Annotated in this window: 28 protein-coding genes; 3 read left to right on the top strand and 25 right to left on the bottom strand. The window is 32.1% G+C overall.

From position 1 onward, the window contains the following. Nucleotides 1-3 precede the first annotated feature (3 nt). The 23 genes from RSA29_RS10455 to RSA29_RS10345 all read right to left on the bottom strand — a co-directional run bounded on the left by RSA29_RS10455 (nucleotide 4) and on the right by RSA29_RS10345 (nucleotide 15,031). Nucleotides 4-1,278 (bottom strand): PBSX family phage terminase large subunit, encoded by a 1,275-nt coding sequence (locus RSA29_RS10455; RefSeq protein WP_346944370.1) that lies wholly within the window; start codon nucleotides 1,276-1,278, stop codon nucleotides 4-6. Then, nucleotides 1,256-1,813 (bottom strand): terminase small subunit, encoded by a 558-nt coding sequence (locus RSA29_RS10450; protein WP_346944371.1) that lies wholly within the window; start codon nucleotides 1,811-1,813, stop codon nucleotides 1,256-1,258. The genes RSA29_RS10455 and RSA29_RS10450 overlap by 23 nt, the downstream gene beginning before the upstream one ends. A 98-nt stretch (nucleotides 1,814-1,911) precedes the next feature. Continuing rightward, the gene (locus tag RSA29_RS10445; protein ID WP_346944372.1) at nucleotides 1,912-2,481 is read right to left on the bottom strand and encodes a hypothetical protein; all 570 of its coding nucleotides are present in this window, start codon (nucleotides 2,479-2,481) and stop codon (nucleotides 1,912-1,914) included. Between the two features lie 174 nt (nucleotides 2,482-2,655). After that, nucleotides 2,656-3,168, bottom strand: a complete 513-nt coding sequence (locus tag RSA29_RS10440) for a hypothetical protein (protein ID WP_346944373.1) — start codon at nucleotides 3,166-3,168, stop codon at nucleotides 2,656-2,658. Continuing rightward, nucleotides 3,168-4,544 carry a DEAD/DEAH box helicase gene (locus tag RSA29_RS10435; protein ID WP_346944414.1) on the bottom strand — a complete coding sequence of 459 codons (1,377 nt, stop codon included), beginning with the start codon at nucleotides 4,542-4,544 and terminating at the stop codon, nucleotides 3,168-3,170. The genes RSA29_RS10440 and RSA29_RS10435 overlap by 1 nt, the downstream gene beginning before the upstream one ends. Then, nucleotides 4,541-4,819: a VRR-NUC domain-containing protein gene (locus RSA29_RS10430; RefSeq protein WP_346943003.1), complete on the bottom strand. Its 279-nt coding sequence runs from the start codon at nucleotides 4,817-4,819 to the stop codon at nucleotides 4,541-4,543. Before RSA29_RS10430 ends, RSA29_RS10435 begins: the two co-directional genes overlap by 4 nt. A 264-nt stretch (nucleotides 4,820-5,083) precedes the next feature. After that, a complete protein-coding gene (locus RSA29_RS10425) occupies nucleotides 5,084-7,522 on the bottom strand; it encodes a virulence-associated E family protein (RefSeq protein WP_346944413.1) in 2,439 nt (812 codons plus the stop codon). Between the two features lie 45 nt (nucleotides 7,523-7,567). Then, entirely contained in the window at nucleotides 7,568-7,756 is a 189-nt protein-coding gene (locus tag RSA29_RS10420; protein WP_346943005.1) for a hypothetical protein, read from the bottom strand. A gap of 41 nt (nucleotides 7,757-7,797) precedes the next feature. Next, nucleotides 7,798-8,046 (bottom strand): hypothetical protein, encoded by a 249-nt coding sequence (locus tag RSA29_RS10415; protein WP_346944412.1) that lies wholly within the window; start codon nucleotides 8,044-8,046, stop codon nucleotides 7,798-7,800. A 78-nt stretch (nucleotides 8,047-8,124) separates the two neighbouring features. Next, nucleotides 8,125-8,487, bottom strand: coding sequence for a hypothetical protein (locus RSA29_RS10410; RefSeq protein ID WP_346943007.1), 363 nt, complete (start codon nucleotides 8,485-8,487; stop codon nucleotides 8,125-8,127). A gap of 6 nt (nucleotides 8,488-8,493) precedes the next feature. Then, nucleotides 8,494-8,682, bottom strand: a complete 189-nt coding sequence (locus RSA29_RS10405; protein WP_346943008.1) for a hypothetical protein — start codon at nucleotides 8,680-8,682, stop codon at nucleotides 8,494-8,496. 3 nt (nucleotides 8,683-8,685) lie between these two features. Continuing rightward, entirely contained in the window at nucleotides 8,686-8,955 is a 270-nt protein-coding gene (locus RSA29_RS10400; RefSeq protein WP_346943009.1) for a hypothetical protein, read from the bottom strand. Nucleotides 8,956-8,972: 17 nt separating this feature from the next. Then, nucleotides 8,973-10,922 carry a DNA polymerase gene (locus RSA29_RS10395; protein WP_346944411.1) on the bottom strand — a complete coding sequence of 650 codons (1,950 nt, stop codon included), beginning with the start codon at nucleotides 10,920-10,922 and terminating at the stop codon, nucleotides 8,973-8,975. Between the two features lie 4 nt (nucleotides 10,923-10,926). Then, nucleotides 10,927-11,484, bottom strand: coding sequence for a DUF2815 family protein (locus RSA29_RS10390; protein ID WP_346943011.1), 558 nt, complete (start codon nucleotides 11,482-11,484; stop codon nucleotides 10,927-10,929). Nucleotides 11,485-11,523: 39 nt separating this feature from the next. After that, on the bottom strand, nucleotides 11,524-12,669 hold the full coding sequence (locus RSA29_RS10385; protein ID WP_346943012.1) for a DUF2800 domain-containing protein: 1,146 nt from the start codon (nucleotides 12,667-12,669) through the stop codon (nucleotides 11,524-11,526). Further along, entirely contained in the window at nucleotides 12,669-13,088 is a 420-nt protein-coding gene (locus tag RSA29_RS10380) for a hypothetical protein (protein WP_346942818.1), read from the bottom strand. Before RSA29_RS10380 ends, RSA29_RS10385 begins: the two co-directional genes overlap by 1 nt. After that, the gene (locus RSA29_RS10375) at nucleotides 13,079-13,240 is read right to left on the bottom strand and encodes a hypothetical protein (protein ID WP_346942817.1); all 162 of its coding nucleotides are present in this window, start codon (nucleotides 13,238-13,240) and stop codon (nucleotides 13,079-13,081) included. Before RSA29_RS10375 ends, RSA29_RS10380 begins: the two co-directional genes overlap by 10 nt. A 2-nt stretch (nucleotides 13,241-13,242) precedes the next feature. Next, a complete protein-coding gene (locus RSA29_RS10370) occupies nucleotides 13,243-13,488 on the bottom strand; it encodes a hypothetical protein (RefSeq protein WP_346942816.1) in 246 nt (81 codons plus the stop codon). Then, complete coding sequence (locus tag RSA29_RS10365) at nucleotides 13,489-13,842, bottom strand: hypothetical protein (RefSeq protein WP_346944378.1); 354 nt, start codon at nucleotides 13,840-13,842, stop codon at nucleotides 13,489-13,491. It lies immediately after the preceding gene. Between the two features lie 10 nt (nucleotides 13,843-13,852). After that, on the bottom strand, nucleotides 13,853-14,419 hold the full coding sequence (locus RSA29_RS10360; RefSeq protein ID WP_346943013.1) for a sigma-70 family RNA polymerase sigma factor: 567 nt from the start codon (nucleotides 14,417-14,419) through the stop codon (nucleotides 13,853-13,855). Between the two features lie 2 nt (nucleotides 14,420-14,421). Beyond that, nucleotides 14,422-14,622, bottom strand: coding sequence for a hypothetical protein (locus tag RSA29_RS10355; protein ID WP_346944410.1), 201 nt, complete (start codon nucleotides 14,620-14,622; stop codon nucleotides 14,422-14,424). Nucleotides 14,623-14,700: 78 nt separating this feature from the next. Further along, entirely contained in the window at nucleotides 14,701-14,829 is a 129-nt protein-coding gene (locus RSA29_RS10350; protein WP_346943015.1) for a hypothetical protein, read from the bottom strand. Next, nucleotides 14,816-15,031: a helix-turn-helix transcriptional regulator gene (locus tag RSA29_RS10345; RefSeq protein WP_346943016.1), complete on the bottom strand. Its 216-nt coding sequence runs from the start codon at nucleotides 15,029-15,031 to the stop codon at nucleotides 14,816-14,818. The genes RSA29_RS10350 and RSA29_RS10345 overlap by 14 nt, the downstream gene beginning before the upstream one ends. A gap of 285 nt (nucleotides 15,032-15,316) precedes the next feature. On the opposite strand from RSA29_RS10345, the gene RSA29_RS10340 reads away from it, so the two are divergent. Next, nucleotides 15,317-15,682: a helix-turn-helix transcriptional regulator gene (locus RSA29_RS10340; protein ID WP_346943017.1), complete on the top strand. Its 366-nt coding sequence runs from the start codon at nucleotides 15,317-15,319 to the stop codon at nucleotides 15,680-15,682. Nucleotides 15,683-15,691: 9 nt separating this feature from the next. After that, nucleotides 15,692-17,314, top strand: a complete 1,623-nt coding sequence (locus RSA29_RS10335; RefSeq protein WP_346943018.1) for a recombinase family protein — start codon at nucleotides 15,692-15,694, stop codon at nucleotides 17,312-17,314. Here the strand turns inward: RSA29_RS10335 and RSA29_RS10330 are convergent. Continuing rightward, nucleotides 17,225-18,268 carry a YifB family Mg chelatase-like AAA ATPase gene (locus tag RSA29_RS10330; protein WP_346943019.1) on the bottom strand — a complete coding sequence of 348 codons (1,044 nt, stop codon included), beginning with the start codon at nucleotides 18,266-18,268 and terminating at the stop codon, nucleotides 17,225-17,227. The two genes, RSA29_RS10335 and RSA29_RS10330, sit on opposite strands and share 90 nt — an antisense overlap. A 319-nt stretch (nucleotides 18,269-18,587) precedes the next feature. On the opposite strand from RSA29_RS10330, the gene RSA29_RS10325 reads away from it, so the two are divergent. Further along, a complete protein-coding gene (locus tag RSA29_RS10325; RefSeq protein WP_346943020.1) occupies nucleotides 18,588-18,950 on the top strand; it encodes a YraN family protein in 363 nt (120 codons plus the stop codon). Nucleotides 18,951-19,040: 90 nt separating this feature from the next. Here the strand turns inward: RSA29_RS10325 and RSA29_RS10320 are convergent, their stop codons facing one another. Further along, a complete protein-coding gene (locus tag RSA29_RS10320) occupies nucleotides 19,041-19,790 on the bottom strand; it encodes a ribonuclease HII (protein ID WP_346943140.1) in 750 nt (249 codons plus the stop codon). Nucleotides 19,791-19,798 lie beyond the last annotated feature (8 nt).

The raw sequence follows: 19,798 nt of genomic DNA, 5'->3' as shown, positions 1-19,798 counted from the left end.
CTCCTACCTTATTCCAAGTTTTGATTTACTACCTACCCCAATTTTAGAATTTGTCATATCATCTTCTAAACTATACCTAAGTGCATCAATCAAGTGATTGTCCTTATCCACTGGTATAGGTAAAACATTCCCATTCTTATCTTCTTTATATTTATATTTACTAATCTCTGTCTTAAAGTTTTGACACCTAGGATGTATTATTATTTCTAATCCTTGTAGGAACTTAATACCATACTCGATACTACCTGGTCCCTTTTTAGCTGCCTTTGCATTTACTCTTAGTTTTTTATATTCAGCTATGGACTTAGGTTCAGCACTATCACATGTAACTCTACTCTCACCAGCTTTTTCTTTTACCTTAGGTGCTGATTCATCATTAAGTAATCCTACTGCTTCAATTTCATCACAAATATAAAGCTTTTTACGTGTTTTATCTAAATGTGATTTTATATACGCAAATGGATCATCAGCAAATCCCCAATCGACACCATGCCTATATTTATCAAATGCACCTTCAATATCAGTGAAGTCTTGCACTTTCCAATTTCTAAATATAACCGCTCCAAGCACACCCCAGTTACCTAATGTATAAACTTCATAGTAATACTTGTCAGTTTCATTCTCTAATGCTGCTATATCATCTTTAGTTAGAAACTTATTATCCTTATATGTAGTTTTAAGTATACTTACATTATTCTTCTCTACATACTTCTTATCATCTTCCCATATATCAAAATAAGAAGAGTATAGCCAATGATCCTTTAATATAGGATTGAAGCTTAGAGTTAATCTCTTTGTTACTTTACTTCTTCCCCTAAGTCTCTTATCTAGTTGTTTCACTGCTTTATAATCTGTTTCTGTGGCTTCTTCAACCCATATATCAGTTATTACGCCATCTATGGGAGTTATTGACTTAATCTTTTCAACATCATCAAGTCCACAAAATAATATTTGCTTTTTATTTAGCTTACAAGTTATTATCATATCTGTTTTATTAACTTCAAAGTACTCACTCATCCTAAGATTACTTATTGCTTTTGTTATTTCATTAAGGCATGACCTCTTGATAGTACTTTGCACATTCCTAACAATAAGATAATTTCTATTACCGCTTAATACATCTAATACAGTTCTTTGGGCCAAAGAAAAAGACTTACCACTGGAGCTTCCTCCAAAGTAAATCTGATACCTATTATTATTCTTTAATTGATGCTTAATGTATATTGAATTAAATACTTTTGAATCAATACTTATATTAATCCCCATAGTCTTCACCATCTATTGTTATGTTAATTTCGTTAGCTATAGCTCCACTGTGTTCAACTTTATCCTTAAACATTCCTAAATGCTTACCAAGTAGCTCTAAGGCTTTAACCTTATCATTTAATTTTACCTCTATGCCATTAGTACCATACTTTATACCCGCTATTGCTTTCTTGCTATTCTCTGTAAGATTATTAGTTAATTCTAGTTCAACGTCTTTATACATTCTAGAATTGCCATCATTATCTACTACTGGTATTCCGTTCACTAACACTGGCTTTTCTACAATTTTCATGTAATCTGGACCTTTAGCTGCTGCTATTGCATAAAGTTCATTTAGAACAAAATCTTGTGTTATTTCGGTTCTTTGTTCTCTATCTTTCATTCGCTTTTGAATATACTCTTTAACTCTAGTTTTACCTAGTAATTCAGAACCTATTTTATCAGGATATTTTGTTTTATACCCTGCTCTAATTGCTGCTTGTGTGGCATTTAAGTCGATTAAATACTCATCACAAAATATTTTCTGTTTTGATGTTAACTTGGCCATAATGCCACCTCGCTTTCTATATATAGTGTTACTTGTCCACATTATACACAATATGTTGTGTATAACATAAAAAGAACTCCATTTTTAGAGTTCTTTTACTATTTTATTCCTATAAATTTTTTAATATCCTTCAATTCTTTATGTATCTCATCAAGCTTAACCTCATGTCCAGGCGCTTGCATTAAAATATTTTTCACTTCAATCTCATTTTCAATCTCATTTTCAATCTTCTTTAATACCCTTAAACACATATTACTGTAGCCATTGGAATACATTAACTTTTCCTGCGCTACTAATTTAATAAAGATTGAAACTACCATTAACCCCGAAGCAATCTTAAGTAGTATATCATATGCTACTTCAAATGGTATCCTAAAATCATTTGCAAACGCTAACATTATTGTAATTATCAATGTAAACCCCGGTATAAATATACCTTCAATGTTAAATGGTTTACTATGTATAATTTCATCATCTACCTTTGCCATTTCAACTAATAGCCTATTTTTTGAAGATATTAACCTTTTATAATTTTTCTCTAACTCATAAATTAAACTTTCATAATCTGTAATAATTACCTTTTCTTTTGAAATATTAAACTGTTCACATATACGACGTTTATACTTATGTATGTGCTTATTTTCATGCTTATATGTACGCTTCTTCATCTCATCACCTCTTATTTTACATTTCTATATAAATATAAAAAATCCTTCTAAAAAAAGACACCTATATCTCTACAAGTGCCTTTTTATATTGGGGTTTAGGGGGGAATCTAATTTTTCCATAATATCATTATCTCACGTTTAAATTATTATTAAAATATCATCTTTCTATCATTTTTATATCATATCCAATTTTAACCCATCTATTCCAAATAATAATATACTTAGTTCATTAATCATTTCATTAACCCACCTTCTAACTGTAATTACACCACAGTTAAGTTCTTCCGCTATTTGTTCATAAGTTTTTTCATAGAAATAGTATTTTTCTAACGCTTTGTATTTTTCACTAGAACATAATCTATATTGTTTCTTTCTCAACTGCTCCATAGCCATTTCTATATGTGCTATCATTATTAAGGTTTTACTCTTACTTCTTCTAATACTAGAAATGTATAATTCATCTCTATCTGTAATGTCTCCAAATTCTCCTAAGTCACATTCAAGGCTGTTAACATCATCTATGGCATTATTTACATGCGTTTTTAAATCATTATAATGTTTTAACAATAACTTAGTGTTATGAAATACATTCCTTTTCTGCTCCTGCTTCTTCTCCTTATCATATTCCCTTATAGCCTCTTTAGTAGCTTTTTTTATTGCTTCATCTACGTTATATCTCTCTTTCACTATATCACCTCATTTTTAACTTCTTTTAATCTGGCTTTAACTGCTTCCAGTAATACATTTTGATTTATTTCTTTATTACCTAATGATTTCATAACATCTTCATCAACAGTACCTTTACTTATAAGATGGTGTATGATAACTGTTTCCTTTTGACCTTGTCTGTGTAGTCTTGCATTAGCCTGTTGGTATAACTCTAAGCTCCAAGTTAATCCAAACCACACTATTACATTACCACCATACTGAAGGTTTAAACCATGTCCTGCACTTGCTGGATGTAGAAGTAATATATTAGTCTTGCCTTCATTCCAAGACTTAATATCATCACTACCATTTAGTTTCCTAGGTTTATAATTCTTTGATTCTAAGAATTTTACTATTCTATCATAATCATGTTTAAAACTATAAAATATTAATACAGGTTTTCCATTGGCTGCTTCAATGATTTCTAACAATGCTTTAAGTTTTTCATCATGTACTTCTATAACTTCTTTAGTCTCTGAATAAATTGCACCATTGGCCATTTGCAAAAGCTTACCTGTAAGCACTGCTGCATTAGCTGCAGTAATATCATTTTCATCAAGTTCTATAATTAATTCCTTTTCAAATTGCTTATATCTCTTCTTGGTAACTTGAGATAGATTTACATTTATTATATTATCTATTCTTTCAGGTATATCTAGATAATCCTTGGCCATCATAGATATACAAATATCATTTATCTTATTATGAATTTTATCTTCTGCACCATCTTTAAGTCTATAATTATAAACTATATGCCCATTCATTTGCCCTGGTGTAAAATACTGTTGTCTATAGCTAGTAATTGTTTTACCTAATCTTTTCCCACCATCTAATAGGTATATTTGTGGCCATAGATCTATTAAGCTATTAGGTGCTGGTGTACCAGTAAGTCCTACTATTCTTTTAAAATATGGCCTTACTTTTTTAAGTTCCCTAAATCTAATTGACTTAGAACTTTTAAAAGAACTCAACTCATCTATAACACACATATCCCATTTCCAGCTACTCCAATATTGTTTAACCAACCATTCTACATTTTCTCTGTTAGTAACATAAATATCAGCATCTTCTTCAATGGCTTTTGACCTTTGCTTTGGAGTTCCTAAAACCTTAGATATTCTTAAGTGTTTTAAGTGATCCCATTTATCAACTTCAGTGCTCCATGTATCTTCTGCTACCCTTAGAGGTGCTATTACTAAAACCTTTAAAACTTCACTAAGAAATATTAGATTATCAATTGCTGTAAGTGTTGACACTGTTTTACCCATACCCATATCTAGGAATAATCCTGAAGCTTCAAAATCTATAACATGGTTAATTGCATATTCTTGATAAGGGTGAGGTTTAAATTTCATAGAATCACCTCTTTTATAAGCATATCTACTTTTTCTATTGTATCTATAATCTCAACTCTGAATCCTAAAGCTCTTAATTCTTTAACTCTATATTCTTGTAATGCTCTTAACTTTTTACCTGGTGCTTTAAGTTCTACAAATATCATTTTTCCTTGCGGTAATAGTATAATCCTATCTGGCACTCCTGACACTCCAGGACTAATGAACTTTAAAGCTTTACCACCTAACAATTCAATTTGTCTTTTAAGATATCTTTCTATTTTACTTTCTTGCACTTTATCACCTACTATTTTTAAAGTGGAACAGTGGGCACAAATTTTCCATATATATATATATATACGTATTAGGGGTATATGTATATATATGTAAGTATGTGTATATGCCTAATCATATAAATAATACTTTTATAATATATTTTGTACCCACCGTACCCACTAACCTTTAACCTCTTGATTTTACTAACTTTAAAGTGGGTACAACATACGGAACAAGGTTAAAAATATTGTACCCACTGTACCCACTACATAATTATGTCAATTTCATTTTGTACCCACTAAGTCCACCCTTATATAAGCCCTTTGTTTACCATAAGTTTTTCCGAACCTCAATGAACTTTTAGCTTTTTCCCATCCTTTGAGTCCACTTAAAATATCATTAATCTCTCTAGCCATCATAGGTGTTAGTTGCTTAGGATCACCATTAAAAAGTTCTACCCATATCTCCATTACACAAGTTTTATCTCTTCTTAAATCACCCTCTGATTCATCCCCAAAGTCCCCACCTTGAATATAATTTCTCTTATCTATAATACTTAAGTTATACCAATTATCTGTAATAGGCTTATCTAAGTATTCTTGAATTAACCCAGCTTTTGCACTTTCTTCACTATGATCCTCTTGCTGCTTCTGTGCTTCTTTCTCTTCCTCACCAGATAAGTATAATCTCTCACCATTCTTGAATAGCTCTACAGACTCAGCCCATATTTGGTCTATATCATTGGTAGTTAAATCAAATACACTTTTTTGATTCTTCTGTACCCCTACATCTACAGGCCAAAATCTTCTATTTCCTGTCTTATCTCTTAGAAATTCTCTATCATTGGTAGTACCTATTATTACACACTGACGAGGAAATCTACTTGTCCTTCTTCCGTATGCAACTCTATAAATATCTTCTGTCTTAGATAGGAAGTGTTTTACTGCTTCAATGTCAGCTTTCTTTGTGGCCATCATTTCACCCATTTCTAGAACCCACACACCCTGAAGCTGTTCAAATGCTTCCTTCCCATTAACAGTTGTCAATGAATCTGAGTACCAATTTTTACCCAATTTTTTAATAAGAGTACTTTTACCAATTCCCTGAAGTCCACTAAGCACAAGCATATTGTCAAATTTAACTCCTGGTATAAAAACTCTTGCTACTGCTGCAGCCATTACTTTCCTTATTACAGTTCTAGTATAATTATTATCCTCGGCTCCTAGATAATCTATAAGTAATGTGTCTACTCTATTTACACCATCCCATAAAAGTCCATTAAGATAATCTTTAATAGGATGATATGAATTCTTTTCAAATACTAAAGCTAATGCATCTGCGCATTTTGCGGTGGAACTTATACCATAATAATTCTCTATAAAATCCCTTATTCCAGAATCATCTGTATCATTCCAATCACTCTCTTTACTATCCAACCTCCAAGGTAACTTATCTGTAACCATAGCTCTGTTTGCAAATTGGTTGTATGCAATTTTCTTTTTAAGTAATGGTTCATTCTCTATTATTAATGCAAAGTTAGTTATTGTACTTTTAAGCTTTCCCTGCTCTGTATATTTTAGTTTGGATAGCCATTCAGTATTATCTTTATCATAAACTTCTATTGCATCAAAGTCCTCTTGTGCCTTCTCCATACGTTCTTTACCTAAAGTAACCATAATTTTTTTATCACTTGCAGCAAACTCACTCATTTTAGTAAAAGAAGGTAATCTATTTATTGGAGTATCTTCTTTTGCGTTATCATCAAGTTCACCAAATTTGTTAATCCTAACTAAATCAAATGCATTACATAAAACTCCACTCGTAGGATCAGTACCATGATGTGAGAATGTAAATTTATCATCATATACTACAACCCCGCCTGTTGTACTTCCTTCTGCATATGTGTACCTAGTTTCATCTGCACCAGGTACATATACATCATTTAAAAACTCTGCTATTGCTTCTGTGATACTATAAGTCCTACAAAAGGCTCCTATAATACCCTTCTTTTCTAGTGGGTCCTCTTGCTTTTTAATAGCACTTGTTACCTTAGCCCTTGCTCTACTACTCTCTGGCCAGTAACTAACATCTGTCCAATCTAAGTATCTACTAAGAACATCTTCTGGGTTTAACCAGGCTAAATCCTGAACCTTGAATATATAATCTCCATCATTACTAGTTGATGGCCAATACATTAATCTACTAGGTTCATAAGTAGTATCATCGAATTGATCTATTCCTAAATCATTTGCTATCATTCGAGATATTGCTTGATATTCATCCGGAAGCACTGGTCTACTTAACGGTATTACTAATCTTAATCTTTGGTTATCATGTGCGTGTGTATGTGTGGAATACATAGCAATTGAGAAGTCATATAAAAGCTCTATACTGGACCACACATCTCCTATTACATAATCTAAGTCTAATGTAAGTAAAGTTCTATTTGCTACGTTCTCTGCTTTACGTCTACCACTTTTAAGACTTCCACCAACAAATCCTCCAACATCCTTAATTCTATCCCTATCAGTTTTAGGCATCTTCTTATACTCTGTATATGTTTCTGGAGTCCTAGTCGTATTTGTAAGCTTGTCTATTAATTCCGACCAAAGCATGGTTTTATTCTTCCAGTGAGTTTCTTTTTTACTTTTCCCAGTAGCAATTGCTATGGATCCATCATACTTAATATTCACTTTTACACTATCATCTGTTTTTGCATCCATGACTTCCCTCCTTTTCTTGTCAATTTCATTGAATTATGCACTAGTCTATATTTCTATACCTTGCTTTTCTGCTTCGATAACAAGCCTATCTATAACATTCTTATAAGCAAACATTACAGAATTATATTCTTCCCTAGTCATTGCTCTACCTAGATTTCTACTCATTTCAATTAAATTTCTTTGCTCCATAACTCCTATTGTTTCATATTCAATACTTATATTTTCTTCTCTCATTTTAAATTCTCATTCCTTTACAATTTCTACACTTTTTAAAATTATCTTGGTCTGTTTTTAATTTTCTTTAGATGCTTTGGATAACTCTCCATAACCTCATAAGCTGTAATATTTCTTCTTTTGAGTATTAACCCTAAAAGTGACTGAAATGTATCTAAAGTTTCTTCTACAACTTCATCATCAGTACCCGTTTTTATAGCTGTCATAAGTTCATTAAGTTCTTCAATAACCTTATCTGATTGTTCTTCATTTGTTACGCTGCTTAAATCTATATTTTTAAGTTCTATCATTTAAGTATCACCTCTTCCTCCAACCCACCATGCACAAAATAGAAATCCAAGATTAAAAGCTATAATAAACATTAGCATTTAATCACCTTCCAGTTCTAAACCTGTATTTTCATCAAATCCTAGTTTTCTACGAACGTCCTTAAAACCCCAAGCGCACTTACCGGTCCTATCTTGATATTCTTCAGCATTACACTTTTTAAATACCCAAACATCATATGCAGTAACCTTATCTTTAGCTAACTTTTTATTAGCAATATCCGCGATTCTTTGATTTAATATTTCTCTACCTTTTTTACTTCTGGTCTTTATTTCTAGGCCTTCTTCTGCTCTATCTAAAGTCTCTAATCTAATTGAATTACTAATTGAACTTAACTGATATTTTGTGTATTGCTTTCTACCGTGTGAGTTCATATAACTTAGTACATCTCTTTTACCTTGCATACCAATTTACTCCTTACTCCAAACTTCTTTAATATGTCCATTTGATCCACAATCTCTACAACTAACCTTATACTTTTCTATATTTCCTTTAATCATAGATTTTCCAAATTTAACATTCATACCTTTACAGTAAGGACAATGTATTGCTGTTCCATGAAATCCAAAGAATAAGTTCTTCAATTTCTTTTTAAACATTTACTACGCCTCCCTTGCTGGTTCAATTTTATTCCCACAGAAAGGACAATATGAATATACTATATTAACACTAGATTTATTTACCCTATCTTTGCCAGTTTTAGTTACCCAAGGGTAAGATATTTCAACCACTGAATACATTCTTTGACCCCCTTTAAATAACCAAGCTAAATTGTTAATATTAAGACTAATATCCTTGCCTTGATATTCATCATCTTTTCTTAATTTATCTTTTAAACGCTCTTTTATTTCGGCAATGCAATTACAAGCCACAAATAACACCTCCATATTTAATCTTTCATATAATAGTTACACTCATAGCCATCAGCTTTAAGTGGAAGCCCTGGTGCCCATGAAATAGGTTTAGCGAATATCTCACTAACCTCATCTAAACTACCAAAATCTTTAGGTACATCCATGATAAGTTCATCATGCACATGCATAACTGTGTCATAACCTACTTTTTCAACATTAAACATTGCTTCTCCTAAACAATCTCTTGCCGTAGCCTGTACAATATTTTCTACAAGTTTAGGTCCGTAAGTTTCTAATGTAGTCCATTGCTTAGAAGTCTGTTCCATACCTTCATAAGTAATAATTGGTTTATCAAATTTCCCAATCTCTATTTTTGGCCTTATATACGATAATCTTCTACCTGAAGGTAATTGTATAAATAATATTCCCGGATTATATATAAACTTAAGCCCAAACTGCATACATACTGTAGTTCTTTCTTCAATAGCTTTTTTAGCTGCCTTATCACAATCCCACCAAAATTTTGTTATCTTCGGATTCGCATTTCTCCAACTCTTAACTAGTCCCGGAAGTTCTTCCTCTGGAATACTTTTAGCTTTATCCATACTAGCTATAGCTCCAACACTTCCACCATACCCAAGAGCAAGTTCCGCGATCTTACCTTTCTGTCTTAAATCGCTACCTTTTTTTACATCTTCTATAGGTACCTTAAACATTTGACTTGCTGAAGCTTCATATATCTTTCCATGGGTTGCAAATACATCAAGTCTCCATTGCTCTGATGCATACCAGGCAATTACTCTTGCTTCTATCGCGGAGAAGTCAGCTACCATGAACCTATTCCCATCTCTAGGTATAAATGCTGTTCTAATAAGTTGTGACAATGTATCTGGAATACTATCATATAGAAACTCTATATCATCGAATCTACCTTCTCTTACACAGTTTCTAGCATCATCTAAATCCGGTAAATGGTTCTGTGGAAGGTTCTGCACCTGCACCAATCTTCCAGCCCATCTACCAGTTCTATTAGCCCCATAAAACTGTAATAATCCTCTTACTCTACTATCTTTACATCTGCCTTTTAACATAGCTTCATATTTCTTAATTGATGTCTTGGCCATAAGTTGTCTTAGTTCTAAAACTCTAATTACTTCTTGATTTCCATTAGAGTTAAATATGAGTTCTGGTATAGTATCTTTTGTAAGACTTGTAATCTCATAACCCACACGCTCACCTAGCCACTTTTTAAGCTGAGTCGGACTATTAGGATTACTTAACCCTGTTAATTCTCTTGCTTCATTTTGTAGCCTTTCAGCGAATACTAAATCGCACTCTATGGCTTTATTAATTAGCAATAAATCAGTACCAACACCTCTATCATTTATCCTTTGGTCTAGTTCCCATAATCTCTGTTCATTCTCTGTAGTTATATATTTACTTAACTTATTTCTTATAGTTCTTTCAACTTCTACGTCCTGTTTACAATACTCTTTGAATATTTCCCATTTCTCCGGATCATGTTCTGGAAGGTTACGTGTTCGACCACCATTGGTTTTAGTAGGTTTACAGAAATACTGTATTAATGCCTTACCTTCTTTCATCTTCTGCTTATCACTTTCAAGCTTTAATACTTTACCTACCATATCAAGGCTTCCAGGTAACCCAATTGTTAATGCTTTTATCATGGTACATTGCCATTGTTCTGGTGGGCACTCTATTAATGCAAAATCATTGCTAATGGCATTTCTTTCAAAGTTTGCATTAAATGCTGTCTTAATTACATTAGGATTTTCTAAAGCTTTTATTACTTCATCAGGTAAATCTTCTTCAGCCCTAAAATCTATAATTTGTACTTCTTCATCATCAAAAGCATAAGCAAATAGCATTACTTCAAAATCAGGGGCTTCACAATATCTGTAAGCCCCCGAAGTTTTAATATCTATACTGCTATATGTTTCAACGTCTATAGCTAACGTCTTCATTCTATTAACCTAAGAAGTCATCTTCTGCAGCTACACTGTCAAAATCATCTTCTGCTCTAGTAAATCCTCCAAGTGGTTCTCCATCCTCTAACTTCTGTACATTTCCGAGTCCACAAGCTATTCCTTTGTTACCATTTGAACTATAAGGGTAGAAGTTAAGAGTTAATCTACCATAACAACCACTGTATACCTCTGTAGCATCTAGCACTGGTTGAACATATTGGTCAACTACACCAGGCTTGTTTTTGCTATTAGCATTTAAGAAATAACAATTAGTATATGATTCATCATCTGGTCTTTCTGCATCTCCATCTCGTAACGGAGTTTTTAAGTTAGGTGGAACTTTACCGCCCCACTTAGCAGCACCTTCTTTTTTAACCTGGTCTACCGCCTCTTTAATTGCTTTAAGAGTTTCTGTATCTGTCTTAGGTATTATTACAGATACACTGTACTTAGGTTCTTGACCTTCCATTGCCTTTGGTTCAAACAAGTGAGCATATGAAAATCTCACCTTTCCTGTAGTTACTTTTGTTCCTGTTCTTTTTGCTTTAATATTTACCATTATTAATTCCTTCTTTCTTTTTATATATTTATTTAAGATTTATTGAAAATCAGCTTTCGCTGGATTAAAAACTGGTCTTTTATCTGATTCTTGAGCTAATGTAGGTTTACCTGGTGGCTTTATAATTAGTTCACCTAGTAATCTAGTAACTTCCTTCTTACCTATAGCACTTTCCATATTAGTTATTCCAGCAAGTTTTTTAGTGTAGATAATCTTTTCAAGGAAGCCTTCTTCTATAAGAATTTTACCTATCTTATCTTCATCAACCCATTTTCTATTACTTCTACCCTCTACTATCTTCCAACCATCAAACTCTTCACCCTGTAGTGCTTGCTCTAATGCAAACTCTTTAATATCTGTTGCCCACTTTACAAGTTCATCAACTCTTCCTAATATAAAAGCTACATCATTATTATCTAAAGTCTTTGGATCTTGGAAGTCATACTGCGCTAGTTCCATATTTTTATCAGCTCTAGCCTTACAAACTGCTTTAGCCCTACAAAATCCACAATGATTATCTGCACGAAACTCACCTTCACCCTTGAATGCTAACTCTGCTATTGGCTTTAATTCTTCCTCTGCCCATTTAAGCAAATCATCTGCATCAACTTCATCTGTTGAAATACTATCAAGTCTAGGTTGTATAATCGTCATTCTTACTTTTTCTATATCATATAAGAATCCAAATTCATGTATTGCTCCCAGTGCATATAATCGCATTTGCTTATTATCTATTGCACTTACTGGAACTCCTTTACCATACTTTAGATCACATATTTCCATAACCCCATCCGCAATTATTACAAAGTCACCTGTACCGAACCCTTCTGGTACCCATTCACTAAAGTTAAGTTTTTGTTCTATGCTAAATACCGCATCAGGAGTCTTTGCTTTAGCCTCTGCTACCTTTTCAATACAAGTATCTACATATACCTCTACATAGTCAGGCATATCAGCAGTATAAAGTTCATGAGCTTGTATCTTCTTAACTTCAATATTGTATTTTCTTGTTGATATTACCCCCAGTTCTTTTCTTAATCCTAATTCTCCAAGTTCATGTGCCAACGTACCCTCCCTAGCAAACTCACTAGATTGGTTAGTGTAGTTCTGTTCTAATCTAGCAGAAGGTGGGCAGGCCATCCATCTACTAGCACCAGAAGCACTTAATATTGCATGCGCTGCCATTATAATAGTTCCCCCGCATCCTTTAATATTGCTGCATAGTCTTCTTCTTTTACTTCCCCTAGCTTAGCAGCTCCGTACTTACTTGTAAGCTCTTTAGCTTTAGCCTGCTTACCTTCTTTAATCAGCTTAGTGAATATAGCCCTTACCATTTCCTTAGTCACTACTGGCTTGTCCTCTTGTTTATCATCAACTACAATTTCAGCATCTTTAGTTTCACCTTGTTCTTGGTTTACACCAATTACTTCTGCTTCAACTTTAGGTGTTTCTTCTTTTACTTCTTTAACCTCTTCATTTATAACCTCTACAGATTTAGACATTTTTGCAGTGAATTCCACCTCTTCTTTTGTATTATTTCCTAATAGCATTTTAGCAAATGCCATCATTTCCTCACCATTATTAAACTTTGCTGTTATTTCCATCTTTTCTTCCTCCTCTTATATTGATTTATTTTATGAAAATTCTGTATTTCATGAATCTCAGCACCCATTGCCTTTTCCTTCTCTAGTCTTTTAAACTCGTATAAGTCATTAATTGCTTTACTCATGAATTCAGATTTGCTTAATTTATTCATAGCTACTCACCTAGAAACATCTTAATTTCGTATGCTTCAATATCAACTTTCTGAACTATCCATTTAGTTGCATTTCTAACATGCTGCTTATTATCACTGTACCTGGCAAAGTATCCTATACTGTATGAATTATTAGTTGGAACTACTAGAACATCCCCGTCAACTAAATTGTCTATATCTGTTAAGTATGAATATTCCATATGATCTTGATAGCCTTTAAACTTAACTAATGCCACTTTCTTATTCATTCAATATCCCTCATTTTCTGTTAGCCGTCTTTTAACACCACATATCTTTTCAATAATAATTGCTCTATTTAATCTAGTGGAATCATTAACATAGCTAACTAGTCTACTTAGTTCTTGTACTTCATAACTTACACCGCTTCTTAATGAAGTTAGGTCTACATCATAGGACCTTATATCATCTTCTGTATATTTGTTCTCCTCTTGATTTAATTCAATCTTCTCTTCCGTGAAATACATAATTGCATTCCATACATCCTCACCCATTGTATTAATAACTAAATCTTCTAAGTCCCTAATACCGAAAATGGTGTAAGATTCTTTTTTAAAGCTAGTAGCATTTATAACCATAGGCATTATATCCCCCTTAACAACAGATTTCATCCAATAACATCTCTCTAAATTCCATTTTGAATCTTGATATCTGAGTTTGACTACACCCTATTATTTCAGCAACTTCAAGCTGTTTATACCCAATACTTAAGAGATTTATAGCTTTAACTTTATCCTTTCTTCTTACCTTACTAAGTGCTCTCTCGAAACTCAATTTACAGTTTAAATCTTCCTCAAAGTTATCCTCTTTCACTATTAAATCTAGTAATTCATTTGACTTATCTGCCGACTGAGATAATGCATTAAAATAGACATTATTTACATTAGACTGTCTCTTGACTGCATGATATCCTCTAATTTTTTTCCATAAGTCATTTTTAATAATCTGATAAACTATTGTCATAAATTCAAACTCTGTGTTATCATAAGCTTGATAAGCTTTAAAGAAACTGAGGTCTATTTCTTGCATTAAGTCCTCACGTTCCATTGGCATATGTCTATATTCATATGCTATTTTATTTCTGAGCGGTGCGAATTGGCAGTAGCACTGCTCAAAATCCATTTCATGTATTACCCCTTTAATCTTGATAGGTTTCATCATTCTTACATCCCCTTTCCACATGCTTGTCTACCTCGTATTAAAATCAAACTTTTCTCACAGACACTAATTAAATCTTGTTCTTTAGTTAACCTATTAAACCCAACATTATTGAACATAATGTCTTGCGTAGCAATTGTTAGCACTTCTTTAAACTCTTGTTCTGTTATACTTGCTTTCAAATCTCTTAAAAACTTGAATGACATTTTTGAATTCCACCACCTTGAATATGTTTACCCTCACACTGGAGCCGTTTGAATATATTAAGACTGAACATTAATTATCTATGCTGTAACCCTTTTATTACAACAAACTATATCTGCTGCCTCTTTCCTTTTGTCATTCCCATTAACTACATTTGTTATTACAATCTTTTTCTTACCATTCATTATAGTTACACTATAAGTTTTCAATTTCTACACCCCCCCCCTCAGTTAATTCCCTAAATTTATCTAGCGAAATATTTAATGCATCAGAGATTCTACATGCAGTCTCTAGTGTTATTTTTCTCTTCCCATTCAGAAATTGACTTAAAGTTGCTTCCCCAATGCTTGCAGCTTTACAAACTTCGCTATTTGTTAATTGTTTTTCTTTTAGATACTCTTTCAATGTCATTTAATCACCACCTTTGTTCCGCTTTCGAAACTTATGAGTTAATTGTATTCCGAATCCGAAATATACACAACCTTCAAATTCATCCATTTTTTCGGTTGCGAAACAAATAGCTTTCAATTGCTCATTCTTGCTCTAAATTAATTCAAATTACTACATCATTTTCACTTTTAATAGCGTTTATTGTTTCGTTGTCGAAACATTTCTATTTACTTTCGTTTTGTGAAGCATTATAATTACAATAGTCAAAGATTAAAATTATAATTAAAAAGAAAGAGGTTATTAAAAGTGAAATCAATACTTGGAAAAAACATCAAAGAAATTAGAGAAAATAAAGGATTAACAGTAAATAAACTTAGCCAACTCGCTAAAGTTGGCCAATCTACAATATCGCAGATAGAAACTGGTAATAGACAAAGTTTAAGGAGTGAAACATTAGAAAAGATAGCAAAAGCTTTAGGCGTTACAACAAATGATTTATTGAGTATAGATGAAGGTTCATATGAAATATCAGAACTATCTGAGGCTATAGATTTTATAATGCAAGATGATGAATTACTTATAGATGGCAAAATTATGACTATGGATGAAAAACATCAATTTGAGTTTGCAGTTAAGATGGCTATTAACACAATTATTAATAATCGAAAGTAGGTTTTAATTATGAAAAGAGTTGCTATATATTGTAGAGTATCTTCTGACGATCAGAAAGAAAGAGAAACTATAGAGAATCAAGTTGATATATTGAAAACTTACATAGAAATGAAGGAAGACTTAGAATTAGCTTGTGAATATTTAGATGATGGTGTAAGCGGCACTGTAGAATTTGAAAAACGACCTACTGGTAAGTTATTAATTGATAAAGCTAGTGAAGGTGAATTTGATGCTATATTGGTTTATAAAATCGATAGATTTGGAAGAGATACTTTAAGCGGATTAAGCGCCGTTGAAGTGTTAAGAACTTATAATATTGAAATAATAAGTCTTACTGAGCCTTTTGATCTCAATACACCAACTGGACGATTTCAGTTTATAACTTATTTAAATATGGCTGAATTAGAACGGAATAATATCCTTGATAGAATGTTTTTGGGTGCTTCAAGGGCAGCTAAACAAGGTCGATGGTTGGGTGGCATTGTTCCGTTTGGATATTTTGTTAATAAAGATAAATATCTAGAGATTAATGAAGATGAGGCTGTAATCGTAAGGAAAATATTCGATATGTATGTTGAAGATAAGAAAAATAGTCTAGATATAACTATCTATTTAAATAGCACAGGAATCCCTACTAATTATGCTGCTCGAGGTACTGGGAAAAGAAATAAAAATGAAAAGCAAAGTCTTTGGTCTGTAAGTACAATACAACGTATTCTTGCAAATACTACTTATATGGGGAGGCATGAATATGGTAAGAGGTCTACTAGACGTACAGAGCTTATTGTAAGAAGTGTACCCGCTATAGTCCCTATTGAGGTTTTTGAATCTGCGAAAGAACTAAGACTTTTAAATTCGAAAAATTCTAAACGGAATAGTCCTAATAGAGATTTCCTTTTAAGAACATTAATTAAGTGCGGTGAATGTAAAAGAACTTATTATGGAGTATTTTATAGGAATTCACCATCTGTTTATAGTTGCAGTGGTAAAAAATCTTTAAATAAAAAACTTTACAATACAAATTGCCATAATTTGAACGTTGTCGCTGATACACTTGAAAAATTTGTTTGGAATATATGCAGAGAAATATTGGTTGATTTTGATGGCTATGTATTAGATGATGATAAAACAAATGAAGAATCTGAACTAAATATGGAGTTGGAATTTCTAAATAAACAAATTATAGAATTAAATAATGAAAAATCAAACATACTGAAATTATTTAGGAAAAATATAATAACTGATGCCGAATTAGAGGAGCAATTGGCTGATATAAAAAAAGACTTAACTAAACATGATGACATCATCAAAGCTGTAAAAAACAAGATGTCAATTTTTAATGATAAACACAATGTAATTAATAAATTCAAAAACAACCTAGAATTCTATAAAAATAGAGTAGACACATTAAATAATAGTGAAAAAACCGAAGTTATAAGATTACTTGTTAAATGCATAGATATAATTCCTATTATTGATAATGGGACGAAATCCAGTGAATATAGAATCGAATGGAATTTATCCGACTTGGCATTTGAACCCTCATGGATTCAATGCTGCTACAAGCATAAAGTTAGCGGGATATATAACTGTACCACTAACTCTCGACAATTTAATTTTTCTATCTTCTAGTGGTTGTCTTAGTACCTGTAAAGATTTTTTATCAAACTCTAATATTTCATCTAAAAATAATACGCCATTGTGTGCTAACGATATTTCACCAGCAGATGGATTTCGACCACCTCCTACCAATGCAGTATTAGTAATTGTATGATGGGGATTCCTAAATGGTCTAGAACCAATTAGCCCCAAATCTTTTAACTCACCACTTACACTATATATTTTAGTAACCTCTAAAGATTCTTCATAATTCAGGGGTGGCATTACAGAAACAATACGCTCAGCTAACATAGTCTTACCAGACCCCGGCGTTCCGTACATCAAAGCATTATGATTTCCCGCAACCGCAACTTCCAAAGCTCTTTTAGCTGCCTGTTGCCCTATAACATCACAAAAATCTAAAGTAGTACTCACACTTTCATTGATATCCCTATCTAAAATATAAGGTTTCATATCTTTATATGTAAAGAAATGAATAACTTCTTTTAAATTACCCATTGGATAAATATTTGCACCTTCAATACACGAACATTCATCTTTATTTCCAAATGGGACTACAAAATTTTTTATACCTTGTTTGACTCCTTCAATTACTATTGGTAATGCACCATTAATCTTATTTATAGCTCCATTTAAAGAAAGTTCTCCTACAAAAATAAAATCATTCACATCAGACATTAATATTTGATTTGTTGCAGTAAGTATTCCTACTGCAATTGGCAAATCATAATGTGAACCTTCTTTTCTTATATGCGCTGGAGCTAGATTTACAGTTATCCTACTTATAGGAAACTCTAATTTTGAATTAATTATGGCAGCCCGAACCCTATCCTTTGATTCCTTTACCGCAGTATCCCCTAAACCTACAATGTTAAAATTAGGAAGCCCGTAAGAAATATCTACTTCCACATTTATCAGCACACCTTCAACACCTAAAAAAGCTGCACTCTTTATTTGAATTGACATAATTTCACCTCTATATATTTAAAACTTTACCTAATTTATAGCACAACCATACTTCATGTTGATAGATTAAGTATTGACCATTCATTCTACTATAATCAACTTTTTCGAAATTCTTTAGTTGTAGATTTCAAAAATAAATAATTCAGCATCCTCTACTTTTTTCAGCTATACTGCAGAAACATTTCTCTCCTTTACCCGAAAATATTCATCTCAGCTTTGACTTATTATTTATTTTGATATGACTGTAATTGTTGTTTAAAATAATTACATATTGTCAATCCTTCCATTGATATAATAATACTTTAGAAAGGTGAAAATTATGAAATCTTTAAATAAATCCATCGGTAATTATGGCGAAACCCTAGCCAAGACTTACCTAGAAACCTTAGGATATATATCAATAGAACAAAATTTTTCATGCAAATTAGGAGAAATCGATTTAATTGCAAAGGATAGCAATTATATATGTTTTATAGAGGTTAAGACTAGATATGCTACTCGTTACGGATACCCCTTAGAAAGTATAACGAGCAAAAAAATAAAAAAGCTCTATAGAGCTGCCCAATATTATATATCAATAAATAATATACATAAATCTTTTTTCAGATTTGATGCCATTGAAATAATTATAAATGCTAATGATTCTTCCCATAGAATTAATTTAATTAAAAATGCTTTTTAATGCACGCTAAAAATGCCTGTAATTCATAAACTATAAAGTTTACTGATACTTACAGGCATATACATTTTACATTATAAAAATAAAAATATTTTACCTAGTTCCATTAATATTCTTCAAAAAGCTTTCTCTATGTATTTCACAACTTCCATATTCAACAATTGCATCCATATGTTCTTTTGTTCCGTATCCTACATTCTTATCAAAGTGATAATTACTATAAAGATTTCCGTACTCCTCCATAATATTATCTCTATATACTTTTGCTATTATTGAAGCACATGCAATTGCAGCACTCTTCGTATCCCCTTTAATTACAGCTTCATTTCTAAGATTAAACTCTTTAATTCTATACCCATCTGATAAAACCAAATCCGGAACTATACTTAATCCCTTTATAGCTTCTTTAAATATTTCATTGTTGCAAAATCCAATACCTTTTTCATCTATTTCTTTATTGTTTTTTATGGCTATTGAATAACTAACTGCTTTTTCTTTTATTATCTCACTAAGTTCTTTTCTCAACTCTTTCCCTATCTTTTTAGAATCATTTATATGCAAGATTAAATCATTAGAATCATTGTCAAGAACTACCGCAGCAGCTACTATAGGCCCAGCTAATGGTCCTCTTCCAACTTCATCAACACCAGCTACAACTTCATATCCATAGCTTTTATCAAAATCGTAAAATTTTTGTACTCTCACTACTTCATTTCTATAGTGTTCAACCTTTCTACCGACAGTCTCCCCCAAAGCTCTAACATTTTTTCTTTCATCATAACTTAAAATCTTTTGTATCTGCTCATACTCATCTTCATTATAAGCTACCTCATTCAATGACATAAATCCCC

This window comes from Clostridium sp., assembly GCF_036660475.1.
Lineage (GTDB): Bacteria > Bacillota > Clostridia > Clostridiales > Clostridiaceae > Clostridium_J.
Note: the sequence above shows the minus strand (reverse complement) of the source record. Positions and strands in the feature narration are given on the sequence as shown.